Origin of the sequence: Piscicoccus intestinalis NBRC 104926, assembly GCF_001515525.1 — a bacterium.
Lineage (GTDB): Bacteria > Actinomycetota > Actinomycetes > Actinomycetales > Dermatophilaceae > Kineosphaera > Kineosphaera intestinalis.
On the sequence record NZ_BCNQ01000018.1, the window covers coordinates 21,965 to 42,038 of the forward strand.

17 protein-coding genes are annotated in these 20,074 nt (G+C 73.5%); 9 read left to right on the top strand and 8 right to left on the bottom strand.

The window, feature by feature from the left end; translation table 11 throughout:
• Positions 1 to 472: 472 nt before the first annotated feature.
• From PINTE_RS05385 to PINTE_RS05395, 3 genes are all read right to left on the bottom strand, one after another.
• Positions 473 to 2,011, bottom strand: a complete 1,539-nt coding sequence (locus PINTE_RS05385) for an amidohydrolase (protein ID WP_068427259.1) — start codon at positions 2,009 to 2,011, stop codon at positions 473 to 475.
• A gap of 42 nt (positions 2,012 to 2,053) precedes the next feature.
• Entirely contained in the window at positions 2,054 to 2,971 is a 918-nt protein-coding gene (locus tag PINTE_RS05390; RefSeq protein ID WP_068427263.1) for an AEC family transporter, read from the bottom strand.
• Between the two features lie 150 nt (positions 2,972 to 3,121).
• Positions 3,122 to 4,201 (bottom strand): ferrochelatase, encoded by a 1,080-nt coding sequence (locus tag PINTE_RS05395; protein WP_068427265.1) that lies wholly within the window; start codon positions 4,199 to 4,201, stop codon positions 3,122 to 3,124.
• Between the two features lie 319 nt (positions 4,202 to 4,520).
• Between PINTE_RS05395 and rocD the strand changes: the two genes are divergently transcribed.
• Positions 4,521 to 5,771, top strand: a complete 1,251-nt coding sequence (gene rocD / locus PINTE_RS05400; RefSeq protein WP_084343271.1) for an ornithine--oxo-acid transaminase — start codon at positions 4,521 to 4,523, stop codon at positions 5,769 to 5,771.
• 11 nt (positions 5,772 to 5,782) lie between these two features.
• Here the strand turns inward: rocD and PINTE_RS23120 are convergent, their stop codons facing one another.
• Positions 5,783 to 6,445, bottom strand: a complete 663-nt coding sequence (locus PINTE_RS23120; protein ID WP_068427267.1) for an LON peptidase substrate-binding domain-containing protein — start codon at positions 6,443 to 6,445, stop codon at positions 5,783 to 5,785.
• A 202-nt stretch (positions 6,446 to 6,647) separates the two neighbouring features.
• On the opposite strand from PINTE_RS23120, the gene PINTE_RS23125 reads away from it, so the two are divergent.
• Entirely contained in the window at positions 6,648 to 7,433 is a 786-nt protein-coding gene (locus PINTE_RS23125) for a hypothetical protein (protein WP_169798462.1), read from the top strand.
• Positions 7,434 to 7,570: 137 nt separating this feature from the next.
• On the opposite strand, the gene PINTE_RS22565 is transcribed toward PINTE_RS23125, so the two are convergent.
• Positions 7,571 to 8,302 (bottom strand): hypothetical protein, encoded by a 732-nt coding sequence (locus PINTE_RS22565; protein ID WP_157087092.1) that lies wholly within the window; start codon positions 8,300 to 8,302, stop codon positions 7,571 to 7,573.
• A gap of 102 nt (positions 8,303 to 8,404) precedes the next feature.
• Between PINTE_RS22565 and PINTE_RS05420 the strand changes: the two genes are divergently transcribed.
• From PINTE_RS05420 to PINTE_RS05445, 6 genes are all read left to right on the top strand, one after another.
• Complete coding sequence (locus PINTE_RS05420; RefSeq protein ID WP_068427273.1) at positions 8,405 to 9,406, top strand: metal ABC transporter substrate-binding protein; 1,002 nt, start codon at positions 8,405 to 8,407, stop codon at positions 9,404 to 9,406.
• The gene (locus PINTE_RS05425) at positions 9,403 to 10,263 is read left to right on the top strand and encodes a metal ABC transporter ATP-binding protein (protein WP_245642821.1); all 861 of its coding nucleotides are present in this window, start codon (positions 9,403 to 9,405) and stop codon (positions 10,261 to 10,263) included. Before PINTE_RS05420 ends, PINTE_RS05425 begins: the two co-directional genes overlap by 4 nt.
• Entirely contained in the window at positions 10,256 to 11,293 is a 1,038-nt protein-coding gene (locus PINTE_RS05430; RefSeq protein ID WP_068427278.1) for a metal ABC transporter permease, read from the top strand. Before PINTE_RS05425 ends, PINTE_RS05430 begins: the two co-directional genes overlap by 8 nt.
• A complete protein-coding gene (locus PINTE_RS05435; RefSeq protein WP_068427282.1) occupies positions 11,290 to 11,688 on the top strand; it encodes a Fur family transcriptional regulator in 399 nt (132 codons plus the stop codon). Before PINTE_RS05430 ends, PINTE_RS05435 begins: the two co-directional genes overlap by 4 nt.
• Positions 11,689 to 11,837: 149 nt before the next feature.
• Positions 11,838 to 12,683 (top strand): hydroxymethylpyrimidine/phosphomethylpyrimidine kinase, encoded by an 846-nt coding sequence (locus PINTE_RS05440; RefSeq protein WP_068427285.1) that lies wholly within the window; start codon positions 11,838 to 11,840, stop codon positions 12,681 to 12,683.
• A 248-nt stretch (positions 12,684 to 12,931) separates the two neighbouring features.
• Positions 12,932 to 13,204, top strand: a complete 273-nt coding sequence (locus PINTE_RS05445) for a hypothetical protein (RefSeq protein ID WP_068427286.1) — start codon at positions 12,932 to 12,934, stop codon at positions 13,202 to 13,204.
• An 11-nt stretch (positions 13,205 to 13,215) separates the two neighbouring features.
• Here PINTE_RS05445 and PINTE_RS05450 read toward each other — a convergent pair whose 3' ends face one another.
• From PINTE_RS05450 to PINTE_RS05460, 3 genes are all read right to left on the bottom strand, one after another.
• Positions 13,216 to 14,463 carry a multidrug effflux MFS transporter gene (locus PINTE_RS05450; protein WP_084343275.1) on the bottom strand — a complete coding sequence of 416 codons (1,248 nt, stop codon included), beginning with the start codon at positions 14,461 to 14,463 and terminating at the stop codon, positions 13,216 to 13,218.
• 12 nt (positions 14,464 to 14,475) lie between these two features.
• The gene (locus tag PINTE_RS05455) at positions 14,476 to 14,997 is read right to left on the bottom strand and encodes a gamma carbonic anhydrase family protein (protein ID WP_068427292.1); all 522 of its coding nucleotides are present in this window, start codon (positions 14,995 to 14,997) and stop codon (positions 14,476 to 14,478) included.
• An 82-nt stretch (positions 14,998 to 15,079) separates the two neighbouring features.
• A complete protein-coding gene (locus PINTE_RS05460; protein WP_068427294.1) occupies positions 15,080 to 15,955 on the bottom strand; it encodes an N-acetylmuramoyl-L-alanine amidase in 876 nt (291 codons plus the stop codon).
• A gap of 260 nt (positions 15,956 to 16,215) precedes the next feature.
• Here PINTE_RS05460 and PINTE_RS05465 point away from each other — a divergent pair, with 260 nt between their 5' ends.
• Positions 16,216 to 20,070 carry a TM0106 family RecB-like putative nuclease gene (locus PINTE_RS05465; RefSeq protein ID WP_157087093.1) on the top strand — a complete coding sequence of 1,285 codons (3,855 nt, stop codon included), beginning with the start codon at positions 16,216 to 16,218 and terminating at the stop codon, positions 20,068 to 20,070.
• Positions 20,071 to 20,074 lie beyond the last annotated feature (4 nt).

Consider the following 20,074-nt stretch of genomic DNA (forward strand, 5'->3'; position numbering starts at 1 on the left):
CGCGCAAGCACGCCACCGGAGCGGCGGCCGGGCCGACTCGCGCTACCGGAGCGGCGGCCGGGCCGACTCGCGCTACCGGAGCGGCGGCCGGGCCGACTCGCGCCAGCACCGCCGGGCCAGGCCGGGCTCGAGCGTTCGTCGAACGCGCCGCCGTGCCGACGCGTCCCGACGACTGCTCCACCCGCTCAAGCGGCGCATTTCCGTCGCAAGGAAAGCGGCAGTCGGTGGGTCGAAGACGACGTTGGCATACACACTCGCCCTCACGGCCGCCGAGGCCGGGCATCACCGCAGGTCACGAGCGCGCCCCCGAAGCCTGGATGCGAGTGTGTGAGCCATTCTCGTCTTCGCCACTCGGGACGGCCCCGCTAGGCCCACCGACGGGAGGCCGCGACGGGGTGACCGGGCGCGATCCCCGAGGCGGACCGGGGGCGGCTTGGGGGCGGCCTCAGACTGCAGGAGCCCGCCCCGAGGCTCACCGCGAGGCCACGACGCGGCCCGCGATGACCGTGGCCACCGGCCGGGTGGCGCGCAGTCGCGCCGCCGCCTGCGCCGACCCCTCGCCGGGCGCGCCGCGCGGATCCTCCTGCAGGAGAACGACATCGCCCGGGTGGCCGGGTGCGATCGTGCCCCAGCCGTCGGTGCTCGCGGCCAGCGCCTGCGGCACGGTGAGCGCCTGCTCGGGGTGCCACGGGTCGCGGTCGTCGGCGCTGCGGTGCACCGCGGCGGCCATCGCCAGCCACGGGTCGGGTGGCGCCACCGGGGCGTCGGAGCCGAGCCGCACGTCGACCCCCGCGTCGATCATCGCCCGCAGCGCGAACGAGCGGGGCGCCCCGGTCGGCCAGCACAGGTCGGTGACGTCACGGTCGTCGAGCAGGTGAGCCGGTTGCACGCTGGCGCGCACGCCCACCGCCGCCATCCGCGGCACGTCCTGCCAGCGCACCAGCTGGGCGTGTTCGATCGAGCCCCGCACACCGGTCGCCGCCATGACGTCGAGCGCCTGCGCGACGGCCGCGTCGCCGATAGCGTGCAGCGCGACGTCCAGGCCGGCCGCGCGCGCCCGCCCCGCCAAAGCCAGCAGCTCCTGCCGCGAATAGTTCTGTACCCCAAGCGGATTCGCGGTTACGGGGGAGTCGGGGTGGGCGGCCGGGTAGGGCTCGCAACACCAGGCGGTGCGGGTGTTCAGCGACCCGTCGCTGATGATCTTCAGCGGCCCCATCGTCACCAGCGGCCCGGCCAGCGCCGCGCCGCTGGGCAGCCCGGCCGCCTCCACCTGCGCCAGCGTCTCGGGGTAGACGCTCGCGCGCACGCGGAACGGCGACAGGGCGCCCACCCGGGCCGGCCAGTCCCGGTAGGCGGCGGAGTGCTCCATGTCGACGATGCCGACGACGCCGCGGGCCTGCAGGTCGGCGACCAGGCCGCGCAGCCCGCGTTCCCCGGCCTCGCGCACCCCGGGCAGGTCGCGCAGCCGGCCCATGACCGCGAACCACTCCGACTCCTGCATGGGGCCCTCGCGCGGCGGGAGACCGAGCAGCCGCAGCGCCGCGGAGTTGAGCCAGCCGTTGTGGCAGTCGGCGCTGATCGCGACCACCGGGTGCGCGCCGCTGACCGCGTCGAGGTCGGCCACGCTGCCCAGCCGCGGCCAGGCGACACTGCGGTATCCCGAGGCGCTGATCAGCGAGGACGGGTCGGGCAGCGCCGCGGCGTGCGCCCCGATGAGGGCGGCGGCGGCCGGTGCGCTCGTCGCCCCCGACAGGTCGAGGCGCTCCCGGTCGGCGCCCGCCTGCAGAGCGTGCACGTGCTGGTCCCACAGGCCGGGCATGGCCCACACGCCGCCGGCGTCGACGACCGGCTCGCCGCGCGAGACGAGACCGGGCGCGACCTCGGTGACCCGGCCGTCGATGATGCGCACATCCGTGGGTGTGGCGTGTCCGGTGGGGGCCGGCCCGGCCGCGATCGGGGTGCCCAACGGCACGAGCCGCACGCCGGTGAGCAGCAGCGAGGGCAGGGGCATGCATCCAAGCATCGGGCACGCCGCAACCGTGGTCACGGGCGGCTACGACAGCAGCAGCACGGCGAGCAGGATGACCGGCACCGACCCCAGCGTCGTGATGAGAATCGTGTCGCGGGAGACCGCCGTGCCGACGTCGTACCGGGTGGCGTGCACGAAGATGTTCTGCGCAGTCGGCAGCGCCGCGGTGACGACGATCGCGAGCAGCGGCAGCCCCTCGGCGCCGAGCAGCCCGGCGGCCACGGCCCACGCGACCAGCGGCTGCACGAGGAGCTTGAGCAGCGACGTCGCCCACAGCTGCCCGCCGATGCCCGCACCCAGTCCGGGCCCCAGCCGCAGCGCGATGCCGTACCCCAGCAGCATCGCCGGCACCGCGAGCTCGCCGAGCAGCTCGATCGGCGCGTGGATCGGGGTGGGCAGCCGCACCCCGAAGATCGCCATGAGCAACCCGAGCAGGGAGCCGACGGTCAACGGGTTGGTGACGGCCGTGACGAGCACGCGGCGCACCCCGCCTCCGCCACGCACGTGCCGGTCGAGCACGACGAGGGCCAGTGGCTGCAGGAACAGCAACTGCATGAGCAGCGTCGGGGCGACGAGCGCGGCGTCGCCGAGGGCGTAGGCCGCGATCGGGATGCCGAGGTTGCCGGCGTTGACGTAGGCGCTGGACAGCGCGCCGATCGTCGTCGCCCCCACGTCGAGCTTCCAGACGAACCGGGCCAGCAGCACCCAGATGAGGCAGACGACGACCACCGCCGTGAAGCTCGCGACGAGGTTGGCCGACAGCAGCCGGTGCACGTCGGCCTCCGCGATCGTCAGCAGCATGAGGCACGGGCTGCCGACGTAGAAGGCGAGGCGGGCCAGCACCCGCTGGGCCGGCATGTCGAACAGACCGATGTGGGCGACGAGCATGCCGACGGCGATGACGATGCCGATCGTCACGAACCCGGTGAGCGCACCCAGCACCGCGGTCTCCTTGCCTCGAGGGAGTCGGGCCACGCGTCGGGCCCCACTCACTCTCGCACCCGTGCCGCGGGTCAGTCGGCCGGGGGACACAGCCTCCGGCTGGTCAGGGGCCCGTCGAGCGCACGCCCAGCACTCGGGCAGCGTCCGAACTCAGGACTCTTCGCTGACCGTCGGCTTGGCGGGGCCGCGCCCGGCGCAGCAGCCGACGGGGCAGCGCAGACCGGGCGTGGGCCGGGCGTCGCGTTCGGCGGCGGCGCGGGCGAGCAGCAGGTCGACGAGTCCGGCGACGAAGACGGGGTCGTCGCGCACCGTGCTGACCCGCGCCACGGCGAGCCCGCGCTCCTGGGCGGCCTCGACCGCCTCCTCGTCGAGATCGTGCACGACCTCCATGTGGTCGGAGACGAACCCGATCGGGGCGATGAGCACGCCCCGCACGCCGGTGCCGGCCAGCTGGGCGATGGCGTCGCTGACGTCGGGCTCGAGCCAGGGCTGACTCGGCGGGCCCGACCGCGAGCAGTACGTCAGCTGCCACGGCACGTCGACGCCGCACTGCGCGCGGACGGCCGACATGACGTCGTCGCACACCTGCAGATGCTGCTGCTGGTAGACGCCCGGTTCGCCGGGCGGGCCCGACGAGTCGTTCATCGCGACCGGGATCGAGTGGGTGACGAACAGCACGGTCACCTCGCTCGGCTGCAGGGCGCTGCTGGTGAGCAGGGTGCGGAAGGCCTCGACGATGTGCCGCCGGGTCGGCTCCCGGAACGCCCGGGTGTGTCCGTACGGGCGCAGCACGTCGATCTCCAGGCCACCGCCGACGCGCTCGAGCGCCGCGGCGAGGTCCTCACGGTAGGAGCGGCAGCCCGAATAGCTGGAGTAGGCGCTGGTGACGACCGTCAGCAGCCGGCGCACCCCGGCGTCGCGGGCCTGCTGCAGCGCCTCGTGCGTGTACGGCGGCCAGAACTTGTTGCCCCAGAACACCGGCACGTCGACGCCGCGGCGGGTCAGCTCCCTGGTCAGTCCGGCGATCAGCGCGCGGTTCTCGTCGTTGATCGGGCTGCGCCCCGCGCGCTTGTCGTAGTGGTGGGCCACCTCGCGGAGCCGGTCGTCGGGCACGCCGCGCCCGGCGGTGACATTGCGCAGGAACGGCATGACGTCGTCGGGCCCCTCCGGGCCGCCGAAGGAGTGCAGCAACAGCCCGTCGTAGGGGGCCAGCGGAGTGCGGTCGGTCATCGCGGTCCTTCGGGTCGGCGGAGTCAGCGGCCCATGGTCACCATGGTCGAGCGGGATTACCCCCGACGTTACGTGCGCGAGCAGCCCACGCGCAGGGCGGTCCCCAACCTCGCCCTGGGTGGCCGGGGGTGGCCGCGGGGTAACCGGTGGGTGGCGGCGGGTGGCGGCGGGTGGCGGCGGGTGGCAACGGGGTGGCAGTCGGTGTCACGCGGGTGGCTGCGGCTCGCCGCGCGGCGGGACCTGTCCGATTCGCGATGACGACGTGAGTCATGCTGGGCGCACGGCCCGTCCCCTCCCACGCTCGAAAGGAGCCACGATCATGCAGTCCCCCTCCGGTGGATCGGTCGATGCCCAGACCATCGAGGCGCTCGACGCCGCTCGGCACATCGACCTCGTGCATGAGCACGCCGCGCACAACTACTCCCCGCTGCCGGTCGTGCTCGCCGTCGGCGAGGGCGCCTGGGTCACGGACGTCGCGGGGCGCCGCTATCTCGACTGCCTCGCCGGCTACTCGGCGCTGAACTTCGGGCACCGCCACCCTCGGCTCGTGGCGCGCGCGAAGGCCCAGCTGGACCGGCTCACACTCACGAGCCGCGCGTTTCACAGCGACCAGCTCGGCCCGTTCGTGGCCGACCTCGCGCGACTGACCGGCAAAGACCGCATCCTGCCGATGAACACCGGCGCCGAGGGCGTGGAGACCGCGCTGAAGGTGTCCCGCCGGTGGGGGTACGAGGTCAAGGGCGTGGCGCCCGAACAGGCCAACATCGTGACGATGGCCGGCAACTTCCACGGCCGCACGACGACGATCATCAGCTTCTCCACCGACCCCGACGCGCGCCACGGCTACGGCCCGTTCACCCCCGGGTTCCGCTCGGTGCCCTACGGCGACGCCGACGCGCTCGCCGCGGCCATCGACGAGAACACGGTCGCGGTGCTGCTCGAACCCATCCAGGGGGAGGCGGGCGTCATCATCCCGCCGCAGGGGTACCTCACGCGCGTGCGGGAGATCTGCACACAACAGCGTGTGCTCATGATCGGCGACGAGGTGCAGTCCGGGCTGGCGCGCACCGGACGCACGTTCGCGTGCGACCACGAGGGCGTCGTGCCCGACATCTACATCATGGGTAAGGCGCTCGGAGGCGGCATCGCGCCCGTCTCCGCGATCGCTGCGGACGCCGACGTGATCGACGTCTTCACCCCGGGCTCGCACGGCTCGACGTTCGGAGGCAACCCGCTCGCCGCGGCGCTCGGCCACGAGGTCGTCGCGATGCTGAGCACCGGTGAGTTCCAGGAGAACGCCCGGCGGCTCGGGGAGCACATGCGCGCCGGGCTGGAGCCGCTGCTCGGGCACGGCGTCATCGCGCTGCGGGTGCGCGGCGCGTGGGCCGCGCTCGACATCGACCCGGCTCTGATGACCGGGTACGAGCTGTGCACCCGCATGGCGCAGCACGGTGTGCTCGCCAAGGACGCCCACACCTCGACGATCCGCCTCGCGCCGCCCCTCGTCGCCACCGCCGACGACATGGGCGTCATGGCGCAGGCCATCGCCGACTCCCTGCGCGCCGCCTGAGGGGCGCGAATTCAGTTCGCGCTGAACGGCGGCGACTGCACCGCGCCGGGCACCGCGCGCAGCGCCTCGACGAGGGTCGTCTCGCGGCGGAGCAGGTGCCCGGCGAGGGCGAGCCGGTCGGTGGTGCGCTCGCAGGCGAGCAGCGCCTGGCGATCCTCCAGCGGCAACGCGACGAGTTCGGCGACGCGGTGCGACATGGCCGTCGGGTCGTTCGGCAGCAGCGTCAGCGTGTCGGTCTGCGACGCGCCGAAGAGACGCCGGTAGTCCACGAGCCGGGCGCCGACCCGGCCGGCCCGCTCGAGCGCGTCGTCGCGGTCGCCGACCGGTTCGGCGAGCCACTCGACGCTGCCCACGTGGTACGGGTGCTGCGCGTCGTCGCTCAGGCCGCGCAGGGCGAACCGGCGCTCCCCGACGGTCTGGATCGCGAAGGTGCCGTCGCCGTCTCGTTCGATGTCGGTGAGCAGCGCGGCCGTGCCCACCCGGTGCAGGGCGCGCGCGTTGCCGGCGCCGACCTCGTGACCGCTGCGAATGGCCACCACGCCGAAGCGCCGCGGCGGCGGGGCCTGGGTGAGGTCGTGCAGCAGCGCCACATAGCGCGGTTCGAAGACCCGCAGCGGCAGCTCCGCGCCGGGGAACAAGACGGTCGCCAGCGGGAACAAGGGCAGCCGAGGCACGAGGACAGGGTATGAGAGCCCACTGGCCTCGCGGGTCGGCGGCGCGATCGAGTCGCGGCGCGCGCCGGTTGGGTGTTCGCGCGCCGGTTGAGTATTCCTGCACTCGCGAACACCGCTGCGGCGGTGCCACGCTGACTCGTGTGGGTCAAGGCCGATCCACACGGAGGCGGGCGCGACTCGCCCGCGATTGGGGGATTCGACGATGACACTGCAGGAGCGATCGACGCGCTCGACGGGATCGCCGCTGGGGAGGCGGCGCTCGCCGGTCACGGAGCCGGGCCGGCCGGGTTCACGAGTGCGGCGCACCGGGTCGGCCGGCCTGATCGCCGCGGTGCTGGTGGCGGGAGGTGTCGCCGCGCCGGCGGTGGCCGCCCCCGCCGCTGTGCCCTCGACGCCCTCGACGCCTGCGACGACGGCGCCGAGCGCGCAGGCGGCCGGTTCCGTGACCACCGAGACAGCCGGTGGTGCCGGCACCGAGGCGACGCGGGCATCGGAGGCAGCGCGGTCACAGGCCACCCGCGGCCCGCGCTGCACCGGCGAGAACCGCCCGGGCCGGCTCGTCACCGTGCGCGGCATGCCGACAGCGACTCGCACGACGGCCCGGGCCCTGATCGGTGCCGCCGTACGCTGCCAGTCGCGCGAACTCGCCCGCCGGGCCGAGCGTGACAGGACCCGCTTGAGCTTCGGGATCGTCACCCCGCGCGAGTTCTTCGCGTTGCCGGAGAAGGAGACCAAGTACCGGTATCTCGTCGACGCGCTCGTGAAGTCGCGCCCGGGGTACGAGAAGCTCTCCGGCTACTACGTGTGGCCACGCGTCTCGACGAGCCAGGGCGCCGGCGACCCGAAAGCCTGGGACGAGGCCGTCTCGGCCGGACTGCTCACCCGCGCCCAGGCCCGGGACATGCGCGCCCAGGGCAGCGGCTATCTCGGCTGGCGCGTGCTGATCGGCGCCGACGGTGGCTGGGGCGCGTTCATAGCCGGAGACTGATCGCCCGCGCGAACCGGCCCCGCGCTCGGGGCGCGGGGCCGGTCGGGCCGACTCAGTCCGGTTGGGCCGACTCAGTCCGGTGGGGCTGGTCGGGCCGGCTCAGCCGGCTCAGGCGAGGCCCGGCGGCCGACGGGGCGTCAGGCGGTCGAGGACGAGGTGGCGCTGGAGCCCTGCGACGGAGCCTGCGTGCTGCCCTGCCCGCCCTGCTCGCTGCCGCCCTGCTTGCTTCCGCCCTGCTCGTTTCCGCCCGGGCGGCCCTGCCCGCCCTGCTCGCTGGAGCCCTGGCGGCTCTGGCTGTCACCGGCCCCGTCCTGTCCTCCGCGGCCAGGTCCGCCGTGCCCGCCCGGTCCGCCCGGCCCGCCGTGCCCGCCCGGCCCGCCGGTGCGGACCTCGATGGTCTTCAGGTCGGCGCTGACCTCGACCATGACCTGCTCGCCGCCCTTGGTGCCGAGCACGTCGTAGGAGCCGTCGGGGTCCTTGCGCACGCTCTGCACGGTGACGGCCGAGTCCTTGGCCTTGACCGCGTCGGTGACCTTGGTCTTCTCCGAGCCGGTCACGTCGGTGTGCTCGTGGCGCCCTTGTCCTTGCGGACGGTCGCCCTGGCGATCCCCGCCCGCGCCCTCCGGCGCCTTCTGGCCGTACCCGCCGTAACCGGCTCCGCTCCCGGCGGTCTCGTTGGACGCGTTGGAGATCGCGGCGCCTCCGGCGACGATGGCCCCCGCAGCGGCAAGGGCGGCGGCGCCCGTCGCAACCTTCTTCGTCATCATGTGGTTCCTCAGCCTGCTCTCGTTCGGATCGACGTCTGCATCGACGACCTCGAGGTTGACGAGGTCGTCGGGATCCCGGCGGAATCCTGGCGACGTACTCACCGTCGGCACCGGGCCTGTCACGAACCCTGCGCGACCTTATGAGGACGCTGAGAAATCAGCCCTTTTTGACAATGATTATCAGCCGCTGTCAGGATCGTCGCCATGGACCGACCCCTCGCGCCCCGGGCGCGCACCGCCCGCACGTTCGGCGTCGTCGCCGCCCTCGCACTCGGCCTCGCCGGCTGCGGTGGACCGTCGGGGGAGGGCGCGCCGGCGACCGGGGCGCCGACGGCGGCCGACACCAGCGCGGGGCGCATCGAGGTCGTCGCGTCGTTCTACCCGCTGGCGTATGCGGTCGAGCGGGTCGGCGGCGATCTCGTGCAGGTCACCAACCTCACCAAGCCGGGCGTCGAGCCGCACGACCTGGAGCTGACTCCGCAAGACGTCGCCACCGTCTCCACCGCCCGGCTGGCGGTCTACGAGAAGAACCTGCAGCCGGCGGTCGACACGGCGATCACCGAACAGCAGGTGCCGACCGTGCTCGACGTCTCGGAGTCCGCCGACCTCACCCTCACCGAGCCGGAGGCGATCGGAGGCGGGCACTCGCCCGACGACGGGCACGACCACGCGTCGGAGGCCGGCGCGACCGACCCGCACTTCTGGCTCGACCCGATCCGCTATCAGAAGGTTGCGCAGGCGATCGCGACTGAACTGGGCAACCTCGACCCGGCGCACAAGGGCGACTTCTACGAGAACTTCGACACCTTCTCCAAGGAGCTGACCACGCTCGATGGCGACTTCTCCGCGGGCCTGCGGCAGTGCGCCTCCAAGGATCTGGTGACCAGTCACGCCGCCTTCGGCTACCTCGCCGATCGATACGGCCTCAACCAGGTGCCGATCGCCGGGCTCACTCCCGACGCCGAGCCCGAGCCCGCCCGAATCGCGCAGATCGCCGATTACGTCAGGTCACATCACGTGACGACGATCTACACGGAGACGCTCGTCAACCCGGCGGTGGCGCAGACCGTGGCCGCCGAGACCGGCGCGACCACCGCGGTGCTCGACCCCATCGAGGGCGTCAGCGACTCCTCGGCGGGGCAGGACTACCTGGAGATCATGCGCGCCAACCTCACCACCCTGCAGAAGGGGCAACAGTGCACGTGAACGTCTCACCCACCTTCTCGCCCACCCACGAGGGGGAGCCGGTGATCCGGCTGCGCGGTGCGTCGTTCGGCTACTCCGACCGGCGGGTCGTCACCGGCGTCGACCTCGACATCCGCGCCGGGGAGACGGTCGCGCTGCTCGGCGCCAACGGCAGCGGCAAGTCGACGCTCGTCAAGGGCCTGCTCGGCATCGCCGACCACCTCGGCGGTGACGTCGACCTGTTCGGCACGCCGCAGCAGCGCTTCACCCGCCGGTACCTCATCGGCTACGTGCCGCAGCGGCACACCCTGTCGGCCTCGGTCACCGCGACCGTCACCGAGATCGTCTCCGCGGGCCGCCTGCCGCATCAGGGGCTGCTCGGCTGGATGCGTCGCGAGGACCGCCGCATCGTGGCGCAGGCCATCGACCTCGTCGGCCTCGGCTCGCTCGCCCGGCACGACGTCGCCACGCTCTCCGGGGGCCAGCAGCGGCGGGTGCTCATCGCCCGTGCGCTCGCCGCGCAGCCGCAGGTGCTCGTCATGGACGAGCCGACCGCGGGTGTCGACATCGCCAACCAAGGGGTGCTCGTGCGGGTGCTGCGCCGGCTCGTCGACGAGGGCGTGACGCTGCTCGTCGTCACCCACGAACTCGAGGCCCTGCGGCCGGTGCTGGCCCGCGCCGTGACGATGCACGCGGGGCGGATCGTGGCCGACGGCAGCCTGGACGGCGTGTCGGCGCAGCCCACCGGCGCGACGCCCGTGTCGCACGGGCACTGCCACGACACGGCGGAGCCGGACACCGGCTCGCTGCTCGTGCCCGAACCGGTGCCGCCGACCCAGACCGCCTACCCGCGAGAGGAGCCCGCTCGCCATGCTTGAGCTGCTGGACTACGAGTTCATGCGCCGCGCGCTGCTGGCCGCGCTGCTCGTCGGCTGCGCCGCGCCGCTCGTCGGGGTGTTCCTCGTGCAGCGGCGGCTGTCGCTCATCGGCGACGGCATCGGCCACGTCGCGTTCGCGGGGGTGGCCGTCGGCGCCCTCACGCAGACCTCGCCGGTGTGGGTCGCGTTGCTCGCGGCCGTCGGCGCCGCGGTCGCCATCGAGGTCGTCCGGGCCCGCGGGCACACGAGCGCCGACCAGGCGCTGGCGATCATGTTCTACGGCGGCATCGCGCTCGGCGTCGTGCTCATGGCCCGTGCGGGCAGCGCCGCCGCCTCGATGAACTCCTATCTGTTCGGGGCGATCACGACCACCGGCACCGGCGACATCGTCACCTTCGCGGTGCTCGCGCTCGGCGTGCTGGTCACGGTCGCGGTGCTGCGGCCCCGGCTGTTCGCGGTGGCCAACGATCCGGAGTGGTCCCGGGCCGCGGGCCTGCCCGTGCTCGGCCTCAACATCGTGCTCGCGGTGCTCACGGCGGTCACCGTCGTTGTCTCGATGCGGGTCGTCGGGCTGCTGCTCATCAGCGCGCTGATGATCGTGCCGAACGCCGCCGCCCAGCTCGTGGCCCGCAGCTTCCGGTCGGCGATGACGCTCGCCGTGCTCATCGGCGTGACGTGCGCCGTCGGTGGGGTCGCCGGCTCGTTCTATCTGGAGACCCCCTCGGGCGGCACGATCGTGCTCGCCGCGATCTTCGTGTTCGCCCTGCTGGCGATGCTCAGCGCGGTGCGCGACGCGATCCTGGCGCGCAGCCACCGGTTCGCCGAACACCACGCCCACGAGCACGGCGACAACTGCGGCCACGAGCCGGTCGAACACGACGGTCACATCGACTACCTGCACGACGGTCACCTGCACTCCCCGCACGGGGATCACTACGACGAACACGACCCGGGCGGCGGGCACGGTGCCCCGCCCGGGCATGCGCCCGAACACCGGCCCGGAGCGCGATCCACGGGGGTGTCGGCATGAGCGAGCCCGAGCGTCGCAGCACCCGCCAGCGCCAGGCCGTGGAGAACGGGCTGCGCCGCACCGAGGACTTCGTCTCCGCCCAGGACCTGCACGCCCGCCTGCGCCAGGGCGGCGACTCCATCGGGCTGGCCACGGTCTACCGCACCCTGTCGGCGCTGGCCCAGGACGAGCGGGTCGACGTGCTGCGCACCCAGGAGGGCGAGGCGCGCTACCGGCTCTGTTCGACGAGCTCGCACCACCACCACCTCGTGTGCCGCAGCTGCGGCTACACCGTCGAGGTCGACGACCCCGCCGTCGAGCAGTGGGCCCAGACCACCGGCGAGGTGCACGGGTTCAGCGGGATCACCCACACCCTGGAGATCTTCGGCACCTGCTCGGCCTGCGCCGGCTCCTGACGCCGGCCTGTCGTCGTCCGGCCCCGTGCGGGCGGGCGGGCCGTGGTGCGGGCGGGCCGTGCGGGCGGCAAGTCGGACGGGCAGGTCGGGCCCGGCTCCCGGATGGACCGCTTGCGCACCGGGGCGGGCGACGGACGATGATGGCACCTATGTCTGCAGCTTCCGCCCCCGTTCCCTCCGACTCCTCGGCGACCAAGACGCCGCCGGTCACGTTGACGATCGCCGGTTCCGAGGCCACCGGAGGAGCCGGTGCCCAGGCCGACCTGAAGACCTTCCAGGCCCTCGGCACCTACGGCATGGTCGCGTTGACCTGCATCGTCTCCCTCGACCCGAAGGCCGACTGGGCGCACCGCTTCGTGCCGGTCGACGCCGGCGTCATCGCCGACCAGCTCGAGGCGCAGTTCGCGTGCTACCCGGTCGACGCGGTGAAGCTCGGCATGCTCGGCACCCCGGTGACCATCGACACCGTGGCCGACGCGCTCGGCGGCCTGGGGCAGGCGCGCCCGGGGCACGTCGTCGTCGACCCCGTGCTCATCTGCAAGGGGCAGGAGCCCGGCGCGGCGCTGGACACCGACAACGCGCTCAAGGAGCGCATCCTGCCGCTCGCCACGTTCGTCACGCCGAACCACTTCGAGTCGATGGCGCTCTCGGGCATGGAGAGCATCGATTCCGTCGACGACCTCGCCGAGGCCGCGCGGCGCATCCACGACCTGTGCGGGGCGGCGGTGCTCGCCAAGGGCGGGGTGCGGCTCAGCGGCCCCGACGCGGTCGACGTGTTCTACGACGGCACGACGCTCGAAGTGCTCGCCACCCCGAAGGTCGGGGAGGTCGCGGTGAACGGCGCGGGGTGCACCCTGGCCGCCGCGGTCACCGCCGAGCTCGCCAAGGGCGCCACGCCCCTGGAGGCGGCCCGCGCCGCCAAGAACTTCGTCACGCGCGGCATCGAGGCCCGGATCTCCTCCAACGCCCCCTTCGACGCCGTGCGACAGGTCTGAGGGTCAGGTCACCTCGGGTCCGACGGGGCCTGCGACGCCGCTCACTCCGCGGAACACCCGAGCATCCTCGGAGTTGGCGAATTAGGCTGTGCGGCAAGGTTCTCCGCGCCCTCATCAGTGCCCGCCCGAGAAAGAAGTTGGACGTCCGACTTCTTTCTTCCGCGTTTTCCTGTTGACCGGGTGTCCAGTGTCGATGAGTGAGTTGACCCGGCGTGGGGACCGGGATGATCGACAACAGGGGAACGTGAATGAGCTTCACCGAAACGGCGCTTCGCGAGACCGCGACGAGTGCGCCCAACGCGCAGATCATCGTCGGTTGGGGGCTGACGTGTCAGACGTGCGCGGGCCTGATATGCCTCGACTGCGCCGCCGACCTCGCGCACGAGACCTGCACGCGGGCCTGCCCGGAGTGCTCGGGTCTCGACCACGACCTCGGTCAGGACTGGCAGCTGAGCCTGCTCGCCACGCAGCTCGGGGGTCTGCAGCGGCTCGACGAGGCGGTGTGCGGCGCGGGGGCCTGAGCCACCGGTCGTCATGACTCGTGCTCGGCCGCGCGCCACTCGGCCCGCTGATGCAGCCGCCACAGCAGCCACCCGGCGAGCACGAACGCCAGACTGGCCAGCGCCAGATGCAGCCGGGAGCCGGTGACCAGCGGCGCGATCGCCCCGGAGAGCACCCCGTTGAGCATGAGGGTGAGAAACGCGCCCACCGAGGCGGCGGCTCCGCGGCGGGCCGGGAACAGGTCGAGCATGGCCACCTGGAGCACCGGGAACACGAGCGCGATGCCGAACGCGACGACCGCCGGGCCGAGGACCGCCCACGGGAGGGCGGGCACGCCGCTGACCTGCAGGGCGACGTTGAGCGCGCCGCCGACGGTGGCGATCGTCAGACCGATCGACGTCAGCCGGCCCGGGAGGATCTTGCCCGCGGCGCGGCCAGTGAGGTGGGCGCCCAGCACCATCCCGCTGATGAGCGGCACGAACAGCACCCAGAAGTCCTGCGCCCCGAGACCGAGCAGGTCGACGACGAAGATCGGCGCCGAGGCGATGTAGAGGAACTGCCCGGCGAACGCGAGCGAGCCCGCCATGGCGATCCGCAGGAACGCCGGGTCGCGGCCGACCTCCCACAGCCCCCGCAGCAGCGGCCCGACCCGCAGCGGCGTGCGGGCCTGCGGCGGATGGGTCTCCGGGAGCCGGGTGGCCGTCAGCGTGGCCATGAGCAGGCCGAACACCACGAGGAACCAGAAGATCCACGGCCAGGGCCCGACCGCCAGGATCCAGCCGCCGACGATCGGCGCCACCGCGGGGGCGACGGCGAAGATCATGACGATCTGACTCATCGCCGACTGCGCTCGCGGCCCGGAGTACAGGTCGCGCACCACGGCGCGGGAGACGATCTGACCGCCTCCGGCCGTCGCGCCCTGCAACGCGCGGAACGCCAGCAGCATCGGCAGGCTCGTCGACAGCGCGCACCCGATGGAGGCGGCCACGTACGCGAGGATGCCGACGACCATGACCGGTTTGCGCCCGACCGCGTCCGAGAGCGGCCCGTGGAACAGGCTCATCGCGCCGAAGGAGAACAGGTAGACGCTGGTCACCTGCTGCATCGCCAGGGTGTCGGAGCCGAACTGCGCCGCCATCGACGCGAACGCGGGAAAGACCGTGTCGATGGTGAACGGCCCGAACATCGACAGCGCCGCCAGGAGCGCGATCGTCGCCCAGGCGGGGCCCGGTAGGTCGCGGTCGGGATCGGGAGCCGGGTGCGGCGCGGCGGCACTCACCGCCGCGCCGGATCAGGCCAGCGCACGGCCGTTGGCCCGGTAGTCGGCCGCGCGTTCGGTGTAGCGGGCGGCGTTGCCCGCCAGACCCGCGACCTCCGCTTCGGTCAGCTCGCGGCGCACCTTGCCCGGCACGCCGACGACCAGCGAGCGCGGTGGGATCTGGGTGCCCTCGGAGACGAGGGTGCCGGCCCCGATGAGCGTGTCGTCGCCGACGACCGCGCCGTTCATGACGGTGGCGCCCATGCCGACGAGCACCCGGTCTCCGATCGTGCAGCCGTGCACGACCGCGGCGTGGCCGATGGAGACGTCGGCGCCGATCGTCGCCGGAAAGCCCGGGTCGGCGTGGATCACCGCGTTGTCCTGCAGGTTGCTGCGTTCGCCCAGGCTGATCGCGTCGCCGTCGCCGCGCGCGACCGCGCCGAACCACACGCTGGCCCCCGCCGCCACCCGCACCTGCCCGACGAGGGTCGCGGTGGGTGCGACGAAGGCGTCGCCGTCGACCTGAGGGATGTTGCCGCCGATCTCGTAGTTCATGTCGCGGAGCGTAGTGGTCCGCACCGACAAGATGCCTGCGCGGCCGGAGGCGGTCGTGAGCGTCAGTGCCCCGCAGCAGGATTCATCGCAGGAAGCGCACCGCGGCCTGCGTGAGGGCGTTCGCCTGCTTGGTGTGGAACGACCTGGAGCGCAGCAGCCGCAGGTCGGCGGCGCTGCGCATGTTGCCGGCCTCGAGCATGACGGCCGGCACGCGGCTGAGGTTCAACCCGGCGATGTCGGCCCGCGGGGTGATGGCGGTGCCCCCGCCCAGGTAGTTCGAGCGGGGCATGCCGGTGACTCGGGAGACCGACTCCCGGGTGATCGTCGCGAGCCGGGCCGAGCGCCGGGTGACGTCGGTGCCCCCGGCCATGCGGGTGGAGCGGATGATGTGGAACCCGCGGTCGCGCGCGCGGGCCCCGTCGGCGTGGATGGACAACACGAGGTCGGCGCGCGCGCGGTTGCCGATCGCGGCGCGTTCGTCGACGCAGGGCCCGACGCCACGGTCGTTCGGGCGGGTGAGGATGACGGTGGCGCCGCGGGCACGCAGCTGCGCGGCGAGCTTGGTGGCCACCGACCACGTGAACGCGTGCTCCGCGTAGCCGCCGGTCGAGGCGGTGCCGCTGGTGTTGCACGCCTTGCGGCCGCCGCGGCCGTCGGGCACGAGCCGGGTGTTGACGGCGCGCAGGTAGCGGCCGTTGTGGCCCGGGTCGACGACGATGACGCGGCCGCTGAGCGACCCGCCTCCGGTGGGGGCCAGTCGGACGCCGCCCGTGCTGGGTACCGCACGGGGCCCGCCGGCGGTCGCCGCGGACGATGCGGCGGCGGGGGTAGTGCGGGCGGTGATCGCGGGTTCGTCGGCTGCGGCGGGAGCGACGAAGACCGCCGACGCCGTGAGCAGGACGGTCGTCACGGTGCAGGTCAACCGCGTGCGAGAGCGGAATCCGACGTTCGCTGGCATGCCCCCAGAGTGGCCGACGGCCGGTGTCGATCCGGTGAGATCGGGTCGGACACGCCACGAAACCCGTTGTCAACTGCCCTTTCGGGGTCGCGGGTGCGGGCGGGTGGCGGGCGGTTGACCGCCAGGTCGACCGGTGCCTGCCGAGTCTTGTCGGACCTGCCTGTCAGGATGGCCTGCGACGGCGACGACCGGCCGGGCACGACCGGTATCGCGCGCCGAAAGAGGCTGATCGCAGGGGTGTTTCGAAAGGAGTGGTCACGGTGCGACGAGTCGACGGGCGGTTGGTGCTCAGCGCCACCGACCTCACCAAGCACGTCGCCTGCGCGCACGTGACGACGCTCGATTTGGGCGACCTTGATCCGCAGCCCACGCTCGACGCGCCCGTGCCCGATGCCCCCGACGAGGCGCTCGATCTGATCTTCGCGAAAGGGCTCGCGCACGAGCGCGCCTATCTGGAGCAGCTGCGCGCGCAGGGCCGTGAGGTCGTGGCGATCGAGTCGTCCGGCTCACGGGCCGCGGCGGAGACGGTGGCGGCGATGCGTGCGGGCGTCGACGTCATCTACCAGGCCTGCCTCGCGCAGGGCTCGTGGCTCGGCTACGCCGACTTCCTGCTGCGGGTCGACACCCCCGACGAGCCGAGCGCGCTGGGGCCGTGGCGGTACGACATCGCCGACACCAAGCTGGCCCGCCGGCTCACGGTCGCGGCGCTGCTGCAGATGGCCACGTACGCCGAGCCGCTCGCCGCGGTGCAGGGGGTGCCGCCGCAGCGGCTCGTCGTCGTCACCGGCGACGCGGAGCAGCACGCCTGGGCGCCGCGTGACGTGGCCGCGTACACCCGGCGGGTCGCCGAACGCCTGCAGGGCGCGGTGGCCTCCGGCGCGCCGACGCAGGCGGTGCCGAACCCGCATTGCCGCCAGTGCCGTTGGGCCGGGCACTGCGAGCGGGTGTGGGAGTCGACCGACGACGTCGGCCGGGTCGCCGGGGTGCACCGGGATCGCCGGGAGGCGCTGCGTCGGGCCGGGGTCCGCACGCTCGCTCAGCTGGCCCGGCTGCAGCCGGCCGAGCTGGCGGGGGTGCTCTCGCCGGGTACCGCGCGCCGGGTCACCCAGCAGGCCCGGCTCCAGCTGGCCGAGCGGGAGCAGGGGCAGCCGGTGTACGAGCTGCTCGACCCGCACCCCGGGCTCGGGCTCGGGTTGCTCCCGGAGCCGCATCCGCACGACGTGTATCTCGATTTCGAGGGCAACCCGTGGGCCGGCGGCGGGCGCGGCATGGAGTACCTCGCCGGGCTGCTCGATCGCGACAAGCGCTTCGTGACGTGGTGGGCGCACGACGACGAGGCGGAGAAGCGGCTGGTCGAGGGGCTGCTCGACGATCTCGTCGCGCGGCACCGGGCCGGCCGGGGCATGCACGTCTATCACTACGCGGCCTACGAGCGCACGGCCTTGGCGCGGATGACCGCGCGTTACGGCACGCGGGAGGCGGAGTTCGACGAGCTGCTGCGGGCCGGGGTGTTCGTCGACCTGTACGCGGTGGTGCGGCAGGGGCTGCGGATCAGCAAGGGCTCGTATTCGATCAAGAAGCTCGAGGCGTTCTACTGGCACCACACGCGCACGGCCACGCAGGGCGAGGTGGCCGACGCGTTGAGTTCGGTCGTCGAGTACGAGCGCTGGCTGGCCTCGGGCGACCAGGCGATCCTCGACTCGATCGCGGAGTACAACCGGCAGGACGTGCTGTCCACGCTCGCGTTGCACGACTGGCTGGAGGAGCGGCGCGCCGAGCTGACGACGGCTGGTCGGGCGGTGCCGCGGCCGCGAGCGGCCGACGCCGAGCCGGAGCCCGACTCCGAGCTGCTCGCGCGGGTCGCGGCCGAAGATGAGCTCGCCCAGCGGCTGCGGGAGGCGGGCCACCCGCTGGCCGCCGCGTGCGTCGGGTGGCACCGGCGCGAGCAGCGACCGGCCTGGTGGGAGTACTTCCGGTTCGGGCAGCTGGCCACCGACGAGCTGGTCGCCGATCCCAAGGCCCTCGCCGATCTCGGGGAGCCCGTGCACGTCGCCGATCTGCTCGACAAACGCGGGCGCGTCTCCTCGAAAGTGTGGCGCTATCCGCTGCCGCCGCAGGACTACGGCGGTCGCCCCGGCGACAGCCTGCCCAGCGTCGACACGCTCGAGGGCATGGGCACCCTGCACCGCGTCGACCCCGTCTCCGGGTGGGCGGAGTTCAAGCGAGCCGCGCGCAAGGAGCCGGTGCGCGCGCGGGCCGCGGGGGTGCCCGCCCCGATTCAGGATCAGGTGTTGCGCGACTCGATCCAGCGCACGGGCCGGGCGGTGCTCGCGGGGGAGTCGACGATGGGCACGCGTCTGTTGGAGCCGGCGGTGCCGCCTGCCGACGTCCTGCGATGGCGCGCGGGGGAGTCGGCGGGTGACGTCGTCGTGCGCGTCGGGCGCGGGCTCGACGGGCAGGTGCTCGCGGTGCAGGGGCCGCCGGGCACCGGCAAGACGACCGCTGCGGCGGCCCTGATCCGCGGGCTGCTCGACGACGGGCTGCGCGTCGGGGTGACCGCGCAGTCGCACTCGGTCATCCTCAACCTGCTCGAGGAGGTCGAGCGGCCCGCGTGGCACAAGACCTCGTCGTCGCGCGGGGGAGGCGGCAGCGAGGTGCGCCTCGACGGCTCGTCGGATGCGGCGGCCTCGACCGGCGGAGGTGCGTCGGAGTCTGCCGCGGCGGCGAACGCTACGGGCGCCGCGAATGCCGCGAGCGGCGTGAACGCTAGGAACGCCGTGAACGCTGCAGACGCTGTGGACGCTGCAGACCCCGTGAACGCTACGAACGCTGTGAACGCCGCAGACGCCGTGAACGCCGCAGACGCCGTGAACGCCGCAGACGCCGTGAACGCCGCAGACGCCGTGAACGCCGCGGGGGCCGCGAACGCCGTGAACGCCGCTGACGCCGTGGACGCCGCGGGGGCCGCAGCCGCGGCGGCCGGCTCCGACGCGGACGAGCCGGCGGGCCTGGTGCGCGGGGTGGGTCAGCCGGCCGACATCGCACGGGGACTGTGCGACGGCGAGGTCGCGCTCGTCGGCGGTACCGCCTGGCTGTGGGCGCGCGAGGAATTCGCCGGCGCCGTCGACGTGCTCGTCATCGACGAGGCCGGGCAGTTCTCGCTGGCCAACGCGGTGGCGGTCGCCCCGGCGGCAACCCGGGGCCTCGTGCTGCTCGGCGACCCGCAGCAGCTGACCCAGCCCACCCAGGCCGCGCACCCCGACGGAGGCGGGGTCTCGGCGTTGGAGCACCTGCTCACCGTCGACGGGGTGCTGCACGACACCGTGCCGCCCGACCGCGGGGTGTTCCTCGACCGCACCTACCGCATGCACCCCGAGCTCGCCTGGTTCGTCTCGCAGCTGTCGTACGAGGAGCGGCTGCTCGGTGCCCCCGACCGGGAGCGGCAGCGCATCGACCTGCCTGGTGATGCGGCGGGGCCGCCCGACAGCGGAGCGGTGTCGCCAGACAGCGAGCCGACGGCGTCGCCGGGCGATGACCCGGTCGATCACGAGCGAAGCGGCGGCCCGGCGGCTGACGAGCGAAGCGACGCGCCGGCCACCGACCCGCTGGCCGGTTCGGGGCTGGTGTGGGCGCCGTGCCGGCACGAGGGCTGCTCGGCCGACAGCGAGGTCGAGGCCGCAGCGGTCGCGCGGCTGGTGCGGCGGCTGCTGACCGGCACGTTCACCGACTCCGACGGGGTGACGCGGCCGATGACGCCCGCGGACGTGCTCGTCGTCGCGCCCTTCAACGCCCACGTGGCGCGGCTGTGCGCGGTGCTGCCGCCGGGGGTGCGCGCGGGCACGGTCGACAAGTTCCAGGGGCGGCAGGCGCCCGTGGTCATCTACTCGATGGCGTCGTCCACGGCGCAGACCGCGCCCCGCGGCGTCGGCTTCCTCTTCGACATCCACCGCCTCAACGTGGCGATCAGCCGCGCGAAGGCGCTCGCGATCGTCGTCGCCTCACCGGCACTCCTCGACGCCTCTGTCTCCACCCCCGAGCAGCTGCGCGCGGTCAACGCCCTGTGCCGCTACGTCGAGCAGGCCCGCGAGGTCGACGTCGCGGCGGTCCTAGGCTGAATCC